Genomic DNA, 17752 nt, shown 5'->3' on the forward strand with positions numbered 1-17752 from the left:
CGCGTATCTACGCCCGAAAGCCGAAAATTCGTAGTGTGAAATTTTCGGATACGAAATATAGGTTATAAAGACGATTGGAGTGCAAACTGAACATGTAGGCAGGAATATTCTGCTGTTTATTTGACAAAGCTGATACAGCTACATCCATTATTCCACAAGGAAAATGAACTAAATTACAGTTTTTTACAGACTTGTTTTAATAGTGCTGGAGAGTGATAATCTACCTCTTGCTGTCGGTTAATTGTTATATTAATTTGTCTAAACCAGCAGTGCGCTTAAGCACATTGTTTCTGTGATCGAGGACACATACTTGCAAATTACTGTAACCATATTATTCTGCCTGTAGGGATAAATACAGGACTCCAGTTTGATTAATGAAAAGTTGTTATATAGTTTTACTGGACTAAAATTTTAGTTTCAGTTGGTCTTCAACTAACTATGAATTTGGTAAGCTGATACTAGTTTAACAACTTGGCATCAGTTGAACAACCTAATATCAGTCTGAAAACCTGATATCAGTCTATAAAAGTCTCAGCACCTCGAAAAGAAAAACCAAAGTGATGAATAGGTTTAATATCATCCTCCAATCTAGCAAAAAAGCAGCTAGATAAGGTGCAGGTGACTCTGTTAGAGACTGCTCTTAGCGTTGGCTTGGCGACTACTGCTGAAGAAAAGTTTAAGCTCAATCCTAAATATCTAGATTTAGGGAACTAGTGCTACAGAAAGAAAGCTTTTTGTGTTACATGCCATGTCCAGTTTAATACAATTTAATTCCAAACGAAGTCAAGCAATCTTTAAACCTTTGTGATCGCTGTCTTCTACCTCCTGAATTAAAATTGCTTAGTAAAAGTACTAGTACAACACGACGTAAATAAACCACCCATTCAAAATCGATGAAACGCTTACGCTGCATTCATTTTAAATTTTGAATTTTGTTAGCGCAGCGTAAAGCCTTCGGCATGGCTTCGCTTAGAGCGAGTCTGCGTACCCTTGCGGGGAAGCAAGCTACGCGCAGCGTCTCGTAGAGAGCGTCATTTTGAATTCCGCCTTGCGGTACTAGTACTTTGGTAAGCTATAGCAATCCGATTTGATTTTTGAAAAAATACAAGTATGTGTAAGGTGCGTTGTGCTTCTGGTTAACGCACCATCCGAAGGCTTTAGTATGTTAGCCAGTAGCATAACGCAACCTACGTATATTTCAAAAATTAAATATGATTACTATGGTAGTTTTGAAGGTTAGTAAGCTGTTGTGCATTTAAATTGTGATAACAGCATCGCCTTTATTTTTGAGTTTTCGTCCCCATTTAATAATTAACTCTCCTTCATTTAAAAGTTGATGTAATAAATATTCTAGGTCTTCAATTGATTGAAATAGCCGATTAGCAATATATTCTTTTGTCGAGTGCCAGACCAATTCAATTAAGTTATAATCTGGGCTATATTCCGGGAGAAACTCTAAATGAATATTCGGCATTTCTGTTTCAATTTTATTAATATACTCTTGCTTTTTGTGAAAACTTGCATTATCAAGAATAATAACTATTTTTGCTCCCTTCTCCGCAAAATCTTTAGCTTGATTACCAGCTTCTACCCAATCGAAAACTATTTCTTCATAAAAGATTTTTAGGACTTTGTAAAAATTGTCTGCATTCCCTTTATCAATAAATTCTACAAATCTTTTCTTATCTGAATACCTTAATCCTCCCATCACATTAATTCTCCCTTTTCTTCTGTCTCCTCTCACGTTTTTAGAGTGACCTTTTTTACACCATGATTTTCTTCTTATCACCCTTAAACTAAAGCCACTCTCATCCCAAAACCATACCTGTAATCGTTCTGGATGCTCTTTCTCTATTCTTAAATACTCTGCTATTTTCTGTTTAAATGCTTTTCTTTTTTTCTAGATTCCTCTTGGACTCTAAGCTATATTTTGTCCAGAGGTAGACGTACTTTTTTTTCTCTAATATCCTCCTTACTTGAGAACCACTTAATTGTATGCCTGTGAGTTGCTCTAAATATGTTGCTAATCTCTGCGCTGTCCATCTGCCAAACTCGTATCCTAATTCTTCTGGTTCTTTATCTATAGTTTCTAGTAATATTTCTATATACTTATCTGTGGCTTTTTTATGGTTTCCCTTCATCCTCTCATCTTTTAGGCTTTCTAGATTCTCTGGGTCTCCATGTACACACCAATATGATACTTTATTTAAAGAACAACCCAAAAATTCTGCTATGTTAGCTTGTGTTTTCCCGTCATTAAGCAACAAGAGAATTAGTATTCTTTCTCTTATTTCTCCATTTTCTTCCAGTTTTAAAGCTTTTTGTAGTTTCTCTATCTGCTGAGAAGTTAAATGATTTTTTGCTGGCATTATTCCATTTTTTGACTGAATTCAGTTTTTTATTATACCCAATTTAAATGCTGAACAGCTTAGTAAGCACTAAAGTGCTTATAAAATCAGGAATTTAGTCTTTACTACGAACTTGCCTACACCTCAAAATTTATGTAGCAGACTACTAATGATCTGCCGCATGAATTTTGGGAAGTTTGTGGTAATCCATTTATTTACTCAATTTCAGGTTCTAGAGCAATTAATAACTTTGCACAATCCATCAGAATTAATTACATGAACCACTAGTTTTCAGTCTGTAGTTCTTTCTAACCTAGAACTGTATGGTTGTGAAGTTTTTTCGTGGCAACTGTCTTCTTCACGCAGCTAAAGATTCACTAGCTAACATGTCTTGCTGCTTTCTGTATTTTTGAAAGTGAGAAACTTATCAATGCAGATTAGAGCAGATTAGATAAAACTACCAAGTTTTATTAATAAACATTCATAAAAACTTGTAGACATTAAACACTTTTACCCAGATGAACTTTTTGACTTTTACTTTTCACTCCTTATGGCAAAAGGTTGCCAGTATGTTTTTGAACAAATTACTACATCTGAGAAATAGGCATTTTTTCTTTTGCGATCTTATTTTATTTTCAATAACACCTTTGTTAGCTCTGATTTTGCGTTTAGATGGCGCTCTCCCCCTCAAGGAGTACATATCAGATATAGGAATTGCGACAATACTATTTTTAACGGTTAAACTAACTTTATTTTGGATTTTTAGTTTTTATAGGCGTTACTGGCGCTACGCCAGTATTGAAGAGCTTACATATATAACGATGCTGATATTGGCTGTGGTAATTATCCAAGACCTGTTGTTTTATATTTCAAACTATGTACCTTATCTTGCTATGGGTAAACTGCCACAATCGTTACCATTTATTGATGGTTTGCTTACCTTTATTTTTATTGGTGGGCTGCGTTTTAGTGTTCGGGCAGTAGAAAGAACTAGCCATAAACAAACAATTTTGAATCCACACGAGCGGGTATTAGTCGTTGGTGCTGGTAGTGCAGGGGTTTCGTTGGTGCAAGAAATGCAGATAAATCCGCAGTTAGGTTTTTATCCTGTAGCCTTCATTGACGATGATCCGCAGAAATTTAATGTAAACATTCGTGGTATCCCTGTAGTAGGCGATCGCTATTACATAACTGATGTAGTGAAATATCTGCAAATCCACAAAGTAATAATTGCCATGCCAAGTGTTGCAGGGCAAGTCATTCGGGAAATTGTTGATATTTGTCAAGCAAATGGAATTCAGGCTAGTACTCTACCGGGAATACACGAAATCCTCAATAGTCCTGTCCGTGTGGACAGCATTCGCGATGTACGCATTGAGGACTTACTCAGACGCGAACCTGTACAAACAGATATTAAAATAGTTGCCCAATTTCTTGAAGGCAAGAAAGTATTAATTACAGGTGCAGGCGGATCAATTGGTAGCGAGCTTTGTCGTCAAATTTGCCAGTGCCGTCCAGCAGAAATTATGCTATTGGGGCACGGAGAAAACTCCGTCTTCAATATCCAACAGGAGCTAGAAAAAATTGTGAAAGCCATGAAAGACGATGGAAAAGCACAACAATATACTCCTTGGATATCGGGCTTAATCGCTGATATTCGTTTTGAAAAACGGCTAAATCATGTTTTTGAACAATTCCAACCTCATGTAATTTTTCATGCTGCTGCCCACAAGCACGTCCCCCTGATGGAATTAAATTCCCCAGAAGCCATCACTAATAATGTCATTGGGACAAAAAATTTATTGGAAATAGCTCTGCGATACGATGTTCCACATTTTGTGATGATTTCCACAGATAAGGCAGTTAATCCCACCAATGTGATGGGAGCCAGCAAAAGAGTTGCAGAAATGTTAGTATTGCAAGCCGCAAGACAAAGTGGTAAGCCCTATGTTGCCGTGCGTTTTGGTAACGTTTTAGGAAGCCGTGGTAGTGTAGTTCCAACTTTCAAAAAACAAATTGCAGCAGGTGGTCCCATAACTGTTACTCATCCTGATATTTGCCGTTACTTTATGACCATACCGGAAGCGGTGCAACTAGTTTTACAAGCAGTGGTGCTGGGTCGTAGTGGCGAAGTGTTAATGCTAAATATGGGCGAGCCAGTAAAAATTGTTGACTTAGCAAAAGAACTCATTCGTCTTTCAGGATATGAAGTTGATAAAGACATTAAAATTGCCTTTACAGGACTACGACCTGGGGAAAAGTTGTTTGAGGAGTTGTTTATTGAAGGAGAGGAGTACGAACCAACCCAACACGAAAAATTATTAGTTGTGAAAAATGCTAGTCGGATTATTCCTGAAAATATAAATGTTATTTTAGAGGCTTTGTGTAAAGCAGCAGATAAGAATGATGGGAATTCTATTATGTTTTTGCTTGAGCAAATTGTGCCAGGATACAGAACAAAATACTTACCAAATCAACTGCCATTAAAGGTATATGCAAGTAAATAAGCCCTTAACACTACGTCATAACTTCTCCTGGACATTCATTGGTAATGCTGTCTATGCAGCTTGCCAATGGGGGATGTTGGTGTTGCTGGCAAAATTAGGTAATCCAGAAATGATTGGTAAATTTACGTTGGGATTAGCTGTAACAGCACCCGTGATGATGTTTACTAATCTTCAATTACGGGTGATTCAAGCTACAGATGCGAAGTGTCAATTTCAATTTTATGATTATTTAGGACTTCGCATTTTGTCAACGATTTTAGCACTTGTATTCATTATAATTATTGTACTAGGTGTTAATTATCCCCCAAACACAGCACTCATTATCCTGTTTGTAGGGCTTGCAAAAGCAGTGGAATCCATAAGTGATGTCTGCAATGGATTGTTACAAAAATCAGAACAGATGGATCGCATTGCCATTTCATCAATGTTACGGGGTGCCCTAGCATTGTTATTGGCAGGTGTCTGTCTAAGTTTATCGAGGAGTGTCTTGTCGGCAACCATAGGCATGTTGATCGCCTGGATAATCGTCTTAGTATTTTACGATTTGGGTAATGCGGTTGGGATACTGCAACAGCCATTTTTCAACACCACAATCAGTTCATCCAACTGGCTGAGGATTGTGCAACCCCGGTGGCATGGCAAAACATTGACCCAGCTAATTCAACTGACTCTTCCTATGGGAATAGTAATGATGCTGATTTCTCTTAATACCAACATTCCTCGCTACTTTATTGAACACTATCTAGGAGAGCGCGAATTAGGAATTTTTGCTGCGATCGCATACCTTATGTATGCCGGACAAACGGTAGAAGCAGCGCTCGGACAGTCTGCCAGTCCCAGACTTTCACAATATTACACAGATGGTAAAAAAAATGCGTTCATCAATTTACTTCTGAAGCTGATTGGCATTGGTGTACTCATCGGAGTAATCGGGATTGGTATTGCCGGAGTGGCTGGAAAAGAAATTCTTAAGTTGCTCTATACTGCCGACTATGTGCAATATGTAGAGATATTTGTGTGGATCATGGTAACAATGATGGTTGAATATGTTGCTTCCTTCTTGTGTTACGGCTTAATTGCAGCTCGTCACTTACGGGTGCAAGTACCTCTGTTTATTACGGTCACTAGTACATCAGCGATTGCTTGTTTTTGGTTAGTACCTATCTATGGACTTAAAGGAGCCGCAATATCGTTACTTATTGCAACCGTTGTCAGAGCCATCATTAGTGGATGGTTGATGGTACATGCTATACATAAACTACCTACTATGAGTTCTCCAGAGGTTAGTTAACCTAGTTTCACCAAAGAAAAAACTAGTGCATGGTATTAGACATATATTACATAAACGATTAGTTTCCACAAGTGAAAAAAGCCAGTTTTCTGCCTGATGAAATTACACCAACAAGCTTATGGGCAACCAAATGGTTGTTTGTAGGAATGTGTTTTTATATGATTTCTCAAGTCTATGTTGTACCACTCTTAGCAATCGGACCTTCGTGGTCTTTATGGCCAAACCTTTCTGATTTTGCTTGTTTTTTTATGATTGTGGCGTTTGTGTTGGCTAAACGTACTTATCTTGAAGTTTCTCAATTCAACCTAAAGCTTTTATCAATTCTGTTAGTTGCATTTGTAGGTAGCATTATTTCATATATATTTTATCGACTTAATTTAGGAGAAGAAAATACACCCGGAATTGCAGTTGGACAGTATCAAATTTATCGATTTATCCAATTTATTTGTATTTTTTGGATAACAGCCCATGTTCCATTTAGCTCAACTAGACGCAAGATTTTAATACAGATTAACGATCTTATTTTCTTACTAGTTTGCTTAGGAATTATCTTGACTTTTTTTAATATCTTGCCCCTGGGAGCGCTAACTATACACTTACCTCAAGAGCCAACAGTAGCAGGTGCTTGGAGTAGGTATCAAAGTATTGGTAAATATGGCGGACAAGGATGGGGTACAACAGGTTACGACCACTCCCATGTTGCAGTGAATGTAATCATGCTCTTGGCAATGCGGATGCATTTGGCACAGTCAGATAATATTTTTGTTGACAAGCTATTTCTGCTTATAGGAGTAATAACATGTTTCTTTACAGAATCTCGAACTGGTTTAGCAGCAATTTTAGTATTTGGTATACTTTACTGGATAAAAAGACCACAATATACAACAAAGATACTTTTTGTTTTTCTATCTTTAGCAGCACTACTATTGGTATATCTGTCTAATGTAGGTTTTAATTCACTTCATATTGCTTCTAGTGAAGGCTCTCTCTTAGAACGTCAGGCTGGATTAACTAGTGTTGATGCCGATAGTTTGAGTGGAAGGGATGAAATATGGAAAGAACGAATTGAAATGATAACTAATAATCCTGAAATATTATTTTTGGGATCTGGATTTGGTGCTGCGACAGATACTGGCAAAAAAGCCCATTTTCTACTACTGCATATTACCTTAGAGACGGGATTGATTGGATTATCAATTTTTATTTATTTTTTTGCTCATGTTTTTTATTATTTATATATATATGAATGCGATGCCAAGACAATTTTTCTAGCGACAATTTGTTTTTTTATATCTGCTTTGGGTCAAGATACACTTTACTTTACAGTCACCTTCGTCCACTTTACTGGTTTTTATCTCTATGGAGTAGCGATTGTTTTACAAAATTCTCAACTCTATCTTGCCAGAATATCTAGAACCAAAACGACGGAGAAAACTAAAGATCGCAAAGTATTGAAAAAACGCTTTTAATTTTTTGAATGTTTGCATAGTCATATAATGATAAAATATTAGTCCGGACAAAATTATTAAGAAACTTTCAACCACATAAAGCTAAATATTTCTAGTATCTAGTATATGGAAAAATGATGTATCTGACAAAAAATCTGATCTTGAAAATATTTAAAAATAAATATATTAGTACATTTAGTACATTTTTTTGTTTACGAGTTTTGATAGTTGGATTTATCATTTTACTCTTGAGCACTATTCTATTTGCAAATCAACCCCAGCGTTTACAGCAGATTCAGTATCCAGTGATTCCAGCCGATCATAGGCTTTCCCGCAATGGATCACCCTTTTTTCCAATTGGCTTCTACTATGTTGATTACGACAGACCACCTCAACAATTTTTAGAGGGACAGATACAAGCACTTAAAGACATTGCCAATGCAGGATTTAATGTGCTACATACATCCATTAATTACAATTTAAGTGCTCATACAACCCTTTTGAAGCAAGCTGAACGCTTGGGGGTGACTATTATCAGCGATCATCAAGCGGACTTTGCTCGCACGCAATCTTTACAGACTTTTAAAAACAGTCCTGCTCTCTTAGCTTGGAGCATTGGTGATGACATTAACCGCAATTACCAACCACAAGAAATTCTTAGAGTCCATACTCAGGTAAAAGCTCAAGACCCGAGGCACGCCACCTATGTTAGTATGTTTGATGGCAATCGCCAAGTCATTAAGCGATATATGCATGTGGCGGATTGGGTAGGGATGCAGAGTTATCCAGTTGCAAATCGATCGCTAGATTCAACTTTTTATGAAATTAACAGCGCCGTTGAAACTGCCCTGAGTTCGCATGGCAGTTTGATCATCGCTAATTTGCAAACATTTAAATGGCCGACCGAACGCGAACCCAGCGCAGCAGAAATCCGCAATATGACCTATCAAGCTCTCCTAGCAGGAGTTCGAGGTATTTTGTACTATACCTATCGAGATAGGAGTTGGTATTTACCCAATCATTCCCAATTGTGGGCTGAAATGAAGTCAATTGCCCAAGAACTCAAGTATTTACAGCCGTGGCTGTTGGATGCAACATTACAACGCATTGAACTACAAGCTTATCCTCAAGTTATGACAGGCATATGGCAAGCCCGCGGCCGAAAAACTCTGGTTGTTTTGAACACTACACAAAAGCGTCAAAGCTTGTCGATCAAGTTGCCATCTTCATCATTACATGTCACTTCTTTATTGAATGAGCGTCCCATTAGTTTTTCCACTAAGTATGGAGTACTGGCAGTTTCCATACCTCCTTTGGAGGTGCAAATCTATCGGTTGCTTTAATGTTTCGGCAAAATATTTCTAACAAATAAGATTCTTATATGATTTCTCGACAAATCTCTCTGACAGCATCAATTATTTCTCAATCATCTCTGTGTAAAACAGTGGTTGTTATCCTTGAACACCGTTTTGCCAGTACACCTGATGGCGCAATCTGGACGGCAACTACCAATGCCTACTATTTTTGGCAGCGCTATCTAGAAGTTTTTGACCAGGTGCGAGTGGTGGCGCGGGTGCAGCCAGTGGATTCAGTACCTGCCAACTGGCAGCGTGTTGATGGCGATCGCGTTTCCTTTGCTGCTGTACCCTACTACATTGGTCCGATGCAATATTTGCTGCGATCGCGCCAGGTAAAGCGTGTTGTACAAGAGGCTGTGGAACCAACAGATGCAGTGATTTTGAGAGTAGGTTCTCAAATTGCCTCTTGTATCGAACCTAAACTGCGTGCTGTGCATCATCCCTATGCGGTAGAAGTGGTTGCCGATCCCTACGATGTCTTTGCTCCTGGCTCCGTTAGACATCCTTTGCGATCATTTTTCCGTTGGTTTTTTCCCCAGCGATTGCGGCATCAGTGCGCTGGGGCTTGTGCAGCGGCCTATGTCACCAAACAAGCTTTACAGGCTAGATACCCTTGTTCTCACTATTCAGTAGGAATATCAGACGTAGATATTTCAGAGGATTTCTTAGTTTTGACTCCCCGTCGATTTGATCAGGAGGCGAGGACTTTAAATCTGATCTTTGTAGGCACCTTAGCTCAACTCTATAAAGCCCCTAACATACTGATCAATGCTGTAGCTAGCTGTGTGCAAGCGGGGATAGACCTGAAATTGACTATGGTTGGTGATGGTAAGCACAGAAAAGAACTAGAGGCACAAGCATTAGCATTGGGCTTAGGGGATCGAGTCTGTTTCCGTGGTCAGTTGTCGGCTGGGAAAACTGTAACCGCGGCGTTGGATCAAGCTGATTTATTTGTTCTACCTTCCTACCAAGAAGGCTTGCCAAGAGCAATGGTAGAGGCGATGGCGCGGGCATTACCATGCATCGGTTCTACAGTAGGTGGCATTCCTGAACTACTACCTCCTGAAGATATGGTATTACCTGGTGATGTGGGTGCTTTAGCCAACAAAATTCGAGAGGTAGTTACTAATCCAGAACGTATGGCTCAGATGTCTGCTCGCAACCTAGAGAAAGCTAAAGAGTACAGAGATGAAGTACTCCGAGAACAGCGAATTGAATTCTATCTTTATGTTCGAGAGAAAACCGAAGCGTGGATCAACCAACGACTATGAAACGCCTTTTAATTGTCACTACTATTTCATCAACCCTCCGCGCTTTTCTGCTTCCTTTTGCCTATCATTTTCGTGCTCAAGGTTGGCAAGTGGATGCAATGGCTCAGGGAGTTTCAAATTGTAATGAGTGCAAGCAAGCTTTTGATATTGTCTGGGAAGTGGAATGGTCGCGTAACCCTCTAGATCCCAAGAACTTGCTGGCGGCTCCGTTAATTATTCAAGAGTTAATGGCGCAAGAAAAATACGATATCGTTCACGTACATACGCCAGTAGCAGCTTTTGTGACTCGATACGCCCTCAAGGATTTGAGCAAACAAGGAAAGTGCAAGGTGATATATACTGCACACGGTTTTCACTTTCATCGTGGCGGGCAACTCTTAAAAAATATTGTTTTTCTAGGCTTGGAGAAATTGGCTGGATTGTGGACAGACTACCTAGTTGTGATTAATCGCGACGATGAGTCAGCAGCAAAGCAATACCATATTTTGCCATCCGAACGAGTTCGCTATATGCCTGGAATTGGTGTAAATCTTGAGCATTACAGTCCCCAGGCGGTTGCTGAAGGAGAAGTAGTTCGGGTACGTGAGGAATTGGGATTATCTCCAGAAAATCCGCTATTGCTGTCAGTGGCTGAGTTTATTCCCCGCAAACATCATCGGGATGTGATCCAGGCATTTGCAAAGCTATCTCGACCTAAAGTGCATTTAGCTTTTGCTGGTCGGGGTCCACTTTTGGAAGAAATGCAGCTATTGGCAACAGATATGGGAGTGAAAAATCAAGTTCATTTTTTAGGTAGGCGGGACGATATTCCAACACTGATGCGAGCTTCAGTAGCGACAATACTGGTTTCAGAACAGGAGGGTCTACCTAGAAGTGTCATGGAGTCTTTGTCTTTAGAAATTCCTGTGATCGGCACGAGAATCCGAGGCACTCAGGAATTGTTAGAAGGAGGTAGTGGACTCCTCGTCGAGGTAGGAGATATTCAAGGTATTGCTGAAGCCATCAATTGGGTGTTGGATCATCCTAAAGATGCGCGGTGGATAGGAAAGTCTGGGCGCGAACGCATAGCTGCTTATGACCTAAAGCATATTTTGAAACTACACGAAGCTTTATATAGCAAGGTCATGGAAGAGGTGAGAGACGTTGAGCAATTTTCAAACAACAAATTCTACAGAACTGTGAGGTAATTATAATGCGAGTTCTAATAACCTATGGATGGTGCCGCATCGCGTATGTGGCAGCAGAAAGCCTTAGCTGTGCTGGTTTTGAAGTCTATGTATGTGACTCTACACGTTGGAGCATGACCCGCGTTTCTAAGTTTGTTCGCGGTTTTGATTTAGTTCCAGATCCATTCAAAGAGCCGCAGCAATATGTGACTGAGTTATCTGCGATTGTGAAACGACGACAGATAGATGTTTTGCTACCAATGCATGAGGATGGCTTGGTAATCCAAACTTATCGCGATTGCTTACCTGTGAATTTGCTGATTGCCTGTCCTGTTCGCAATGACTTGAGACGGGGATTAGACAAATATGAAATTATTCAAGTTGCTGAATCAGCTGGAGTGCAGGTTCCCAAGACAGCTGCTCCTTCAAGTTTGGCAGAAGTAGACTCATTAGCAGAGCAGCTAGGATTCCCTCTGATTATCAAGACACGGCGCGGTAACAGTGGCAAAGGTGTTTTTCGCGTCAATTCCGTAGAAGAAGCTAATCGGACATATCGTGAAATTATGGAAGGCTTTGGTTTATTAAACCACCAAATGCCAATTCTTCAAGAATATTTGCCAGGAAATGTTTATGGAAGTTGCTTTCTTGCCCAAGAAGGCGAACTGAAAGCCTGTTTTATCGAACGCTATTTACGTTGTAAAGAAGGAGGATTTGGTACGAGTGTGTTGCGCGAACCTTGCGACTCTCCGTTGTTATTGGAGTATACGCAAAGGATGGCAGCAGCACTGAACTGGACTGGTATTGGACATTTTGACTTTCTTGCTGATACTCAAATTTCCTCTGCCTATTTGATCGAGATGAATCCTCGTTTTTGGGGAGCGCTGAATTTAGCTGTTCAAAATGGCTATGATTTTCCGCGAGCGCTGATAACTATGCTGACTACAGGCACGCCAGATTCAAAGTCCTTTTTACCATCATTGCAACCTGTAAGTAGTCTCTGGATTGTTGGCGAGATCATTGCATCTGTAGCTGAGTTTCGCAGCGGAAAAAAGTTGGCTCCACTTGCTTCTCTTGGACGAATAATCTTTCCTGGTCGCCATTGTAAATACGATGATTTTCGGTGGCACGATCCTCTGCCTTTACTAATGGAATTTGTCTACTACGGTAATTCTTTCTTGGCTTCTGGTGGAAACATTAATCCAACAGTGCTAGAAATGCTGCAATAAATAATTTGATTGACTAATTTTTGTGAAAAGCATTGTCGTAAATAGTAATTTTAGTTCTATGTACCTTCAATTTGGAAAGCGAATTTTTGACTTCATAGTAGCTTCTGTATGTCTAGTAATTCTATTACCAATTATAGGGATTACCGCTATAAGTATATTGCTAACATCTGGTCTTCCTATACTTTTCACTCAGGAGAGAGTCGGTAGGAAGGGAAAAATTTTTAAAATCAAAAAGTTTAGGACAATGTATGTGCGTAAAGTAAAAGATAGTTCAATTACAGTTGCGGGAGATCAACGAATTACACCTATTGGTCGTTATTTGCGACGATGGAAGTTAGACGAACTGCCGCAACTCTGGAATGTACTGGTTGGTGAAATGAGCTTAGTTGGTCCCAGACCTGATGTTTCAGGCTATGCAGACAAATTACAAGGTGATGCTCAACACTTACTCCTACTAAGACCTGGTATTACTGGACCTGCTACGCTCGCTTACAAAAATGAGGAAGAGATACTGGCAAAGGTTAATGATCCAGTTTTATACAACAATGAAATAATTTATCCAGATAAAGTGCGAATAAATTTGGAGTATATGAAACATTGTTCTTTATTGCAAGATTTATACTATTGCTTTAAAACAATTTATAGCTAATCTCAGACGATGTACAACTTGTCCTTATTAATACGTTGGTTGTACATCCCTAGATTTTACAGTAAGTTAAGCAATGCACATGAAGATAAATATTTATTTCTGAGGAAAAAATGAGGTTTTTTCGGGTTTATTTCATAACCATTTGAAGAAAAATAAATAGATAATAAAGTTAAACTAACAACAAAAATTAACCTTATAATTTATATGTCAGAACTAAAAATTTATATTGTCTTGTGTAAAAGACTTGATATAACGTATAGTTTTAATCAGTTGTAATGTAAACCTATGATAATTTTCTGATTTTTCAAAAAAACCATAGATTCAAGAATTCTTTACATTTCCCTAATAAGTAAAGTTAATAAAAGTTTTAGAAAGCGATAATTTGATGATGAATGCTAAATTTAAGTGAGTTAATAGTTTGACAAAGTAATGGCAAAACCAATTTTACTTTCCACTCCACATATGGGCGATCGCGAACTTGAATTTGTCAAAGAAGCCTTTGAAACTAACTGGATTGCCCCTGTTGGCCCACATATAGACGCTTTCGAGCAAGAATTTTGTGAAAGAACTGGAGCTAGTAGTGCTGCTGCTGTCAGTTCTGGTACCGCAGCTCTACATTTAGCTTTGCAATTAGTTGGCATTGGGTATGGGGATGATGTTTTTTGCTCTACTTTGACGTTTGCTGCTAGCGCCAACCCAATTACGTATCTGGGAGCCAAACCAGTATTTATCGATAGCGATCGCACTTCTTGGAACATGAATCCTGAGTTGTTAGCGGCAGCATTAGCAGCGCGCGATCGCATTGGCAAATTACCCAAAGCAGTTGTGCTGGTGCATCTATACGGTCAAAGTGCAGATATCGAGCCAATTTTACAAGCTTGCCATCACTATGAGGTTCCTTTAATTGAAGATGCAGCCGAAGCATTAGGCGCTACCTACAAAGGACGTTCCCCTGGAACCTTTGGACGCATTGGGATTTATTCTTTTAACGGCAATAAAATTATCACCACTTCAGGCGGTGGAATGTTAGTTTCCGACAAACCAGAACTAGTAGCAAAAGCCAAGTTTTTGGCAACCCAAGCACGCGATCCGGCTCCCCATTACCAGCACTCAGAAATTGGCTATAACTATCGTCTGAGCAATGTTTTGGCGGGCATTGGTCGAGGTCAGTTGTGTGTTTTGAGCGATCGCGTAGCAGCTAGGCGACGCAACTTTGAGGTTTATCAGCAAGCTTTAGGCAATCTGCCAGGAATAGAATTCATGCCAGAAGCAGATTTTGGACATGCTACTCGCTGGTTGACTTGTCTAACGATAGATCCAAAAGCCTTTGGTGTAGATCGAGAACAAGTACGTTTAGCACTTGCTAACCAACAAATTGAAGCGCGTCCTGTTTGGAAGCCCTTGCATCTACAGCCTGTGTTTGCTGATTGTGAATGTATTGGCGGCTTTGTAGCAGAAAAGTTATTTACACAAGGTCTTTGCTTACCATCTGGTTCTAACCTAACAGATGAGGATTTGGAGCGGGTAATTGATGCGATTGGCACAGTTTACCATAGCAATCGAACCACTCATCTAGCAAGACATCTTTAATCTGATAAGCTTTGGCAAAATTTTAGTATTCGATTGTATATATCTCTACTAATAAAAAAAATTAATTTATGGAATCCGAAACATCGTCTTTAACATTTGATAAATATTGGCAAATACTGAAGCGTCGTTGGAGACCAAGTTTAGCTGTTTTTATCCCAACTTTTCTGTTTTTTGTACTGATTTCATCTTTAAAAAAACCTGCTTATGAGGCAGAAGGAAAGCTACTGTTTCAAAGAACAAATACTATCTCCTCCTTGACGGGAGTAGGAGAGGGGATAGGGAAGTTAGAAACAGTAACACAGGATCAGAAAACTAATCCTCTAAATACAGAAGCAGAAATTATTAAGTCTGAACCCCTTGTGCAAAAAACTATAGATAGACTTGTTTTGACAAACGATCAAAGGGAGGCTTTAAAACCAAAAGAGTTTCTAAAAAAATTAACCGTTAAAGATATTAAGGGATCTGATATTTTATCAGTTTCCTACAAGGATAGAGATCCTAAAAAATCTGCTAATGTAGTTAATACGGTGATGAATATCTATTTAGAATACAACGTGTCTTCTCGAAGAAAAGAAGCAGCAGCAGCCCGCAAATTCCTTCAAAAGGAGTTGCCAAATGCAGAATTAATAGTCAGAAAAGCAGAGGGTGAACTAGCAAAGTTTCAAGATAAGAATAAAGTTGTTTCTCTGCAAGAAGAAACAACTAAATCACTAGATTTAATTACAGACTTACAAAGGCAATCTAGCCAGGTTCAATCTCAAATTGCCAATGTCAATGCCCAGTCTCAAGATATCCGTAAGCAGTTGAATATGGATTCAAAACAGGCATTAGCTCAGACCTCTCTGAGTCAATCTTCTGGGTTACAAGACATTCTCAAAGAAGTCCAGCAGTTAGAGTCTCAACTTGCAACTAGGCGAACTATTTTGCGGGAATCACATCCTGAAATTATTACCTTAAAAAATAAGTTAGAAGCTTTAAAAAAGATAATACAACAGCGAACAACAGACGTTTTAGGGGCAAATAAAGCACAATTTAATGGCAATTTCCAGATTGGAGCGTTGGAACAACAACTGACTGCAAACCTAATCGGATTGGAGTCAACTCGTATGGGTTTAGTTAGCCAAGCCGCAACTTTATCCAAATTACAAGCAGTCTACAAAGAAAGACTGAAAACTTTGCCCAGATTAGAACAACAACAGCGCCAGCTAGAACGCAAAGTACAAGCATCACAATCTACATATTCACTTTTGTTGCAAAAATTGCAAGAGAGCCAAATTGCAGAAAATCAGAACGTCGGTAATGCTAGTTTGATAGCTGAAGCTCAAATTCCTGACCAGCCGATTTCTTCTAATATGCTTTCGTATTTGAGTTCAGGTTTGCTGGCTGTTATAGCTGCTTTGGCAACTATATATATTTTGGAAGTAAGAGATAAATCTATTAAGACTGTTGATGAAGCAAAGGAATTAATCGGATTGACTTTATTAGGCGTAATTCCTGCCTTTAGCAAACCTCAAAAATCTGATTTCAAGGATAAAAAGCGAGACTTATCTACCTCAAAATCTGTCGTGAAAGATACTTCTCACTCCCCAATTAGTGAAGCTTATCGGATGTTGCGGACAAATTTAAAGTTTAAACGTGGTGATAAAGAGTTAAAAGTTATTGTTGTGACTAGTTCTGTACCTAGAGAAGGAAAGTCAACAGTAGCAGCTAATTTAGCAATAGTAATGGCACAGATGGAGCATCAAGTTTTACTGATAGATGGAGATTTCCATCACCCAGTTCAACACCAAATTTGGGAATTAACTAATAATCAAGGTCTGAGTAATCTGATTCTGGAAGAAACCCAAATCAGCACCGTTGTCAAAATGGTTATGAATAATTTATATGTGCTGACTACTGGAGCAGTACCTCCCTCCCCGGCATCTCTGCTTGATTCTAAACGGATGGCTTCTTTGATTCAAAGTTTTGCTAATAACTATGATTTTGTAATTATTGACGCTCCTTCATTAAACATTGCCGCTGATGCAGCCACTTTGGGACAAATGACTGATGGCGTGTTGCTGGTAGTTCGTCCTGGGGTAGTTGATTCTGCTCAGGCTGCTGTTGCTTGTGAAATTTTAGAAAAATCCGGTCAGAATGTTCTGGGACAAGTTGTTAACGCAGTAGTTGGGAGAAAATTAGCCAATATATGAAAGGGCTAGAGCCGATATCTATAAGACAGTTTTTGTTGTCAAGCAATATTTTTAGCTTTTTGGCAGATTGATTAGTACTGAAGATCCTTTATTTTTTAATTGCTGACAATTGCCACATTTTCCAGAAATAGCTAGAAATCCAGTTGGTAATAATGTGAGCGACAATCGGCACTAATAAGTTGCCCGTGAGCAGGGCGCTATATGCCAATATGATGCCGACAATTGTTGCCCAAATTACATAAGGCCATTGTTGGGAGCCGCTAAAATGCAAGATGCCAAAGCAAAGACTCGATACAATTACGGCTGTAAGATCAGAGCCTAAAGCTGGTAGGATTACACCTCGAAATAATAATTCTTCGCTTAATCCCGGTAGTAACCCCAGCCATATTAAATCTGGTAAAGCTAAAGGCTTCAGTACCACTTCTAGGTAATAATCTGCACTTTTACGATAGGCACTCCATAGGCGATAAGTTAAGCTACTTAAGGCAGTGATGACGAACCCTAGCCCTATGCCCAACAGCAACTCTCTTTGGTTTAAGTCCCAAGAAAATAGGGAAAAGTTGCCAAAGTATAACGAAAGTTTGGCGACTATCAACAAAATGATTGCAGTCGCTCCCATCGCCCCAAGTATTTGGATGCGCGTCAGGTATGGAATTTCTGGCTCTTGCTTTTGTTGTTCAACCACGGGTTTTTAAGGGGAGGGGGA

General features: G+C 39.1%; 11 protein-coding genes and 1 pseudogene. 10 read left to right on the plus strand and 2 right to left on the minus strand.

The genetic code is table 11. The features are described from left to right. Positions 1–1255: 1255 nt before the first annotated feature. A pseudogene (locus tag FD723_RS10770) lies at positions 1256–2369 on the minus strand (IS630 family transposase). 497 nt (positions 2370–2866) lie between these two features. Here FD723_RS10770 and FD723_RS10775 point away from each other — a divergent pair. The 10 genes from FD723_RS10775 (at position 2867) to FD723_RS10820 (ending at position 17046) form a co-directional block, all read left to right on the plus strand. Next, positions 2867–4855, plus strand: a complete 1989-nt coding sequence (locus tag FD723_RS10775; protein WP_179065335.1) for a nucleoside-diphosphate sugar epimerase/dehydratase — start codon at positions 2867–2869, stop codon at positions 4853–4855. Beyond that, entirely contained in the window at positions 4842–6146 is a 1305-nt protein-coding gene (locus tag FD723_RS10780; RefSeq protein ID WP_179065336.1) for a lipopolysaccharide biosynthesis protein, read from the plus strand. Before FD723_RS10775 ends, FD723_RS10780 begins: the two co-directional genes overlap by 14 nt. Positions 6147–6217: 71 nt before the next feature. Next, positions 6218–7615: an O-antigen ligase gene (locus tag FD723_RS10785; protein WP_179065337.1), complete on the plus strand. Its 1398-nt coding sequence runs from the start codon at positions 6218–6220 to the stop codon at positions 7613–7615. A gap of 227 nt (positions 7616–7842) precedes the next feature. Continuing rightward, positions 7843–8937 (plus strand): hypothetical protein, encoded by a 1095-nt coding sequence (locus FD723_RS10790; RefSeq protein WP_179065338.1) that lies wholly within the window; start codon positions 7843–7845, stop codon positions 8935–8937. A 38-nt stretch (positions 8938–8975) separates the two neighbouring features. Further along, a complete protein-coding gene (locus FD723_RS10795; protein ID WP_179065339.1) occupies positions 8976–10223 on the plus strand; it encodes a glycosyltransferase family 4 protein in 1248 nt (415 codons plus the stop codon). After that, on the plus strand, positions 10220–11410 hold the full coding sequence (locus FD723_RS10800; RefSeq protein WP_179065340.1) for a glycosyltransferase family 4 protein: 1191 nt from the start codon (positions 10220–10222) through the stop codon (positions 11408–11410). Before FD723_RS10795 ends, FD723_RS10800 begins: the two co-directional genes overlap by 4 nt. Positions 11411–11415: 5 nt before the next feature. Continuing rightward, positions 11416–12615 (plus strand): ATP-grasp domain-containing protein, encoded by a 1200-nt coding sequence (locus tag FD723_RS10805; protein ID WP_179065341.1) that lies wholly within the window; start codon positions 11416–11418, stop codon positions 12613–12615. Between the two features lie 22 nt (positions 12616–12637). Next, on the plus strand, positions 12638–13264 hold the full coding sequence (locus FD723_RS10810) for a sugar transferase (RefSeq protein ID WP_218651811.1): 627 nt from the start codon (positions 12638–12640) through the stop codon (positions 13262–13264). Between the two features lie 429 nt (positions 13265–13693). After that, entirely contained in the window at positions 13694–14854 is a 1161-nt protein-coding gene (locus tag FD723_RS10815) for a DegT/DnrJ/EryC1/StrS aminotransferase family protein (protein ID WP_179065342.1), read from the plus strand. 68 nt (positions 14855–14922) lie between these two features. After that, the gene (locus FD723_RS10820; RefSeq protein ID WP_179065343.1) at positions 14923–17046 is read left to right on the plus strand and encodes a polysaccharide biosynthesis tyrosine autokinase; all 2124 of its coding nucleotides are present in this window, start codon (positions 14923–14925) and stop codon (positions 17044–17046) included. A gap of 88 nt (positions 17047–17134) precedes the next feature. Here the strand turns inward: FD723_RS10820 and FD723_RS10825 are convergent, their stop codons facing one another. Then, complete coding sequence (locus tag FD723_RS10825) at positions 17135–17731, minus strand: CPBP family intramembrane glutamic endopeptidase (protein ID WP_179065344.1); 597 nt, start codon at positions 17729–17731, stop codon at positions 17135–17137. Positions 17732–17752 lie beyond the last annotated feature (21 nt).

It is taken from the genome of Nostoc sp. C052, from assembly GCF_013393905.1.
In the GTDB taxonomy this organism is placed as follows: domain Bacteria; phylum Cyanobacteriota; class Cyanobacteriia; order Cyanobacteriales; family Nostocaceae; genus Nostoc.

Excerpts from the sequence above, each read along its gene's own strand:
- FD723_RS10775 (WP_179065335.1), top strand. The coding sequence starts at position 2,867 with ATGAACTTTTTGACTTTTACTTTTCACTCCTTATGGCAAAAGGTTGCC.
- FD723_RS10780 (WP_179065336.1), top strand. The coding sequence starts at position 4,842 with ATGCAAGTAAATAAGCCCTTAACACTACGTCATAACTTCTCCTGGACA.
- FD723_RS10795 (WP_179065339.1), top strand. The coding sequence starts at position 8,976 with ATGATTTCTCGACAAATCTCTCTGACAGCATCAATTATTTCTCAATCA.
- FD723_RS10800 (WP_179065340.1), top strand. The coding sequence starts at position 10,220 with ATGAAACGCCTTTTAATTGTCACTACTATTTCATCAACCCTCCGCGCT.
- FD723_RS10805 (WP_179065341.1), top strand. The coding sequence starts at position 11,416 with ATGCGAGTTCTAATAACCTATGGATGGTGCCGCATCGCGTATGTGGCA.
- FD723_RS10815 (WP_179065342.1), top strand. The coding sequence starts at position 13,694 with ATGGCAAAACCAATTTTACTTTCCACTCCACATATGGGCGATCGCGAA.
- FD723_RS10820 (WP_179065343.1), top strand. The coding sequence starts at position 14,923 with ATGGAATCCGAAACATCGTCTTTAACATTTGATAAATATTGGCAAATA.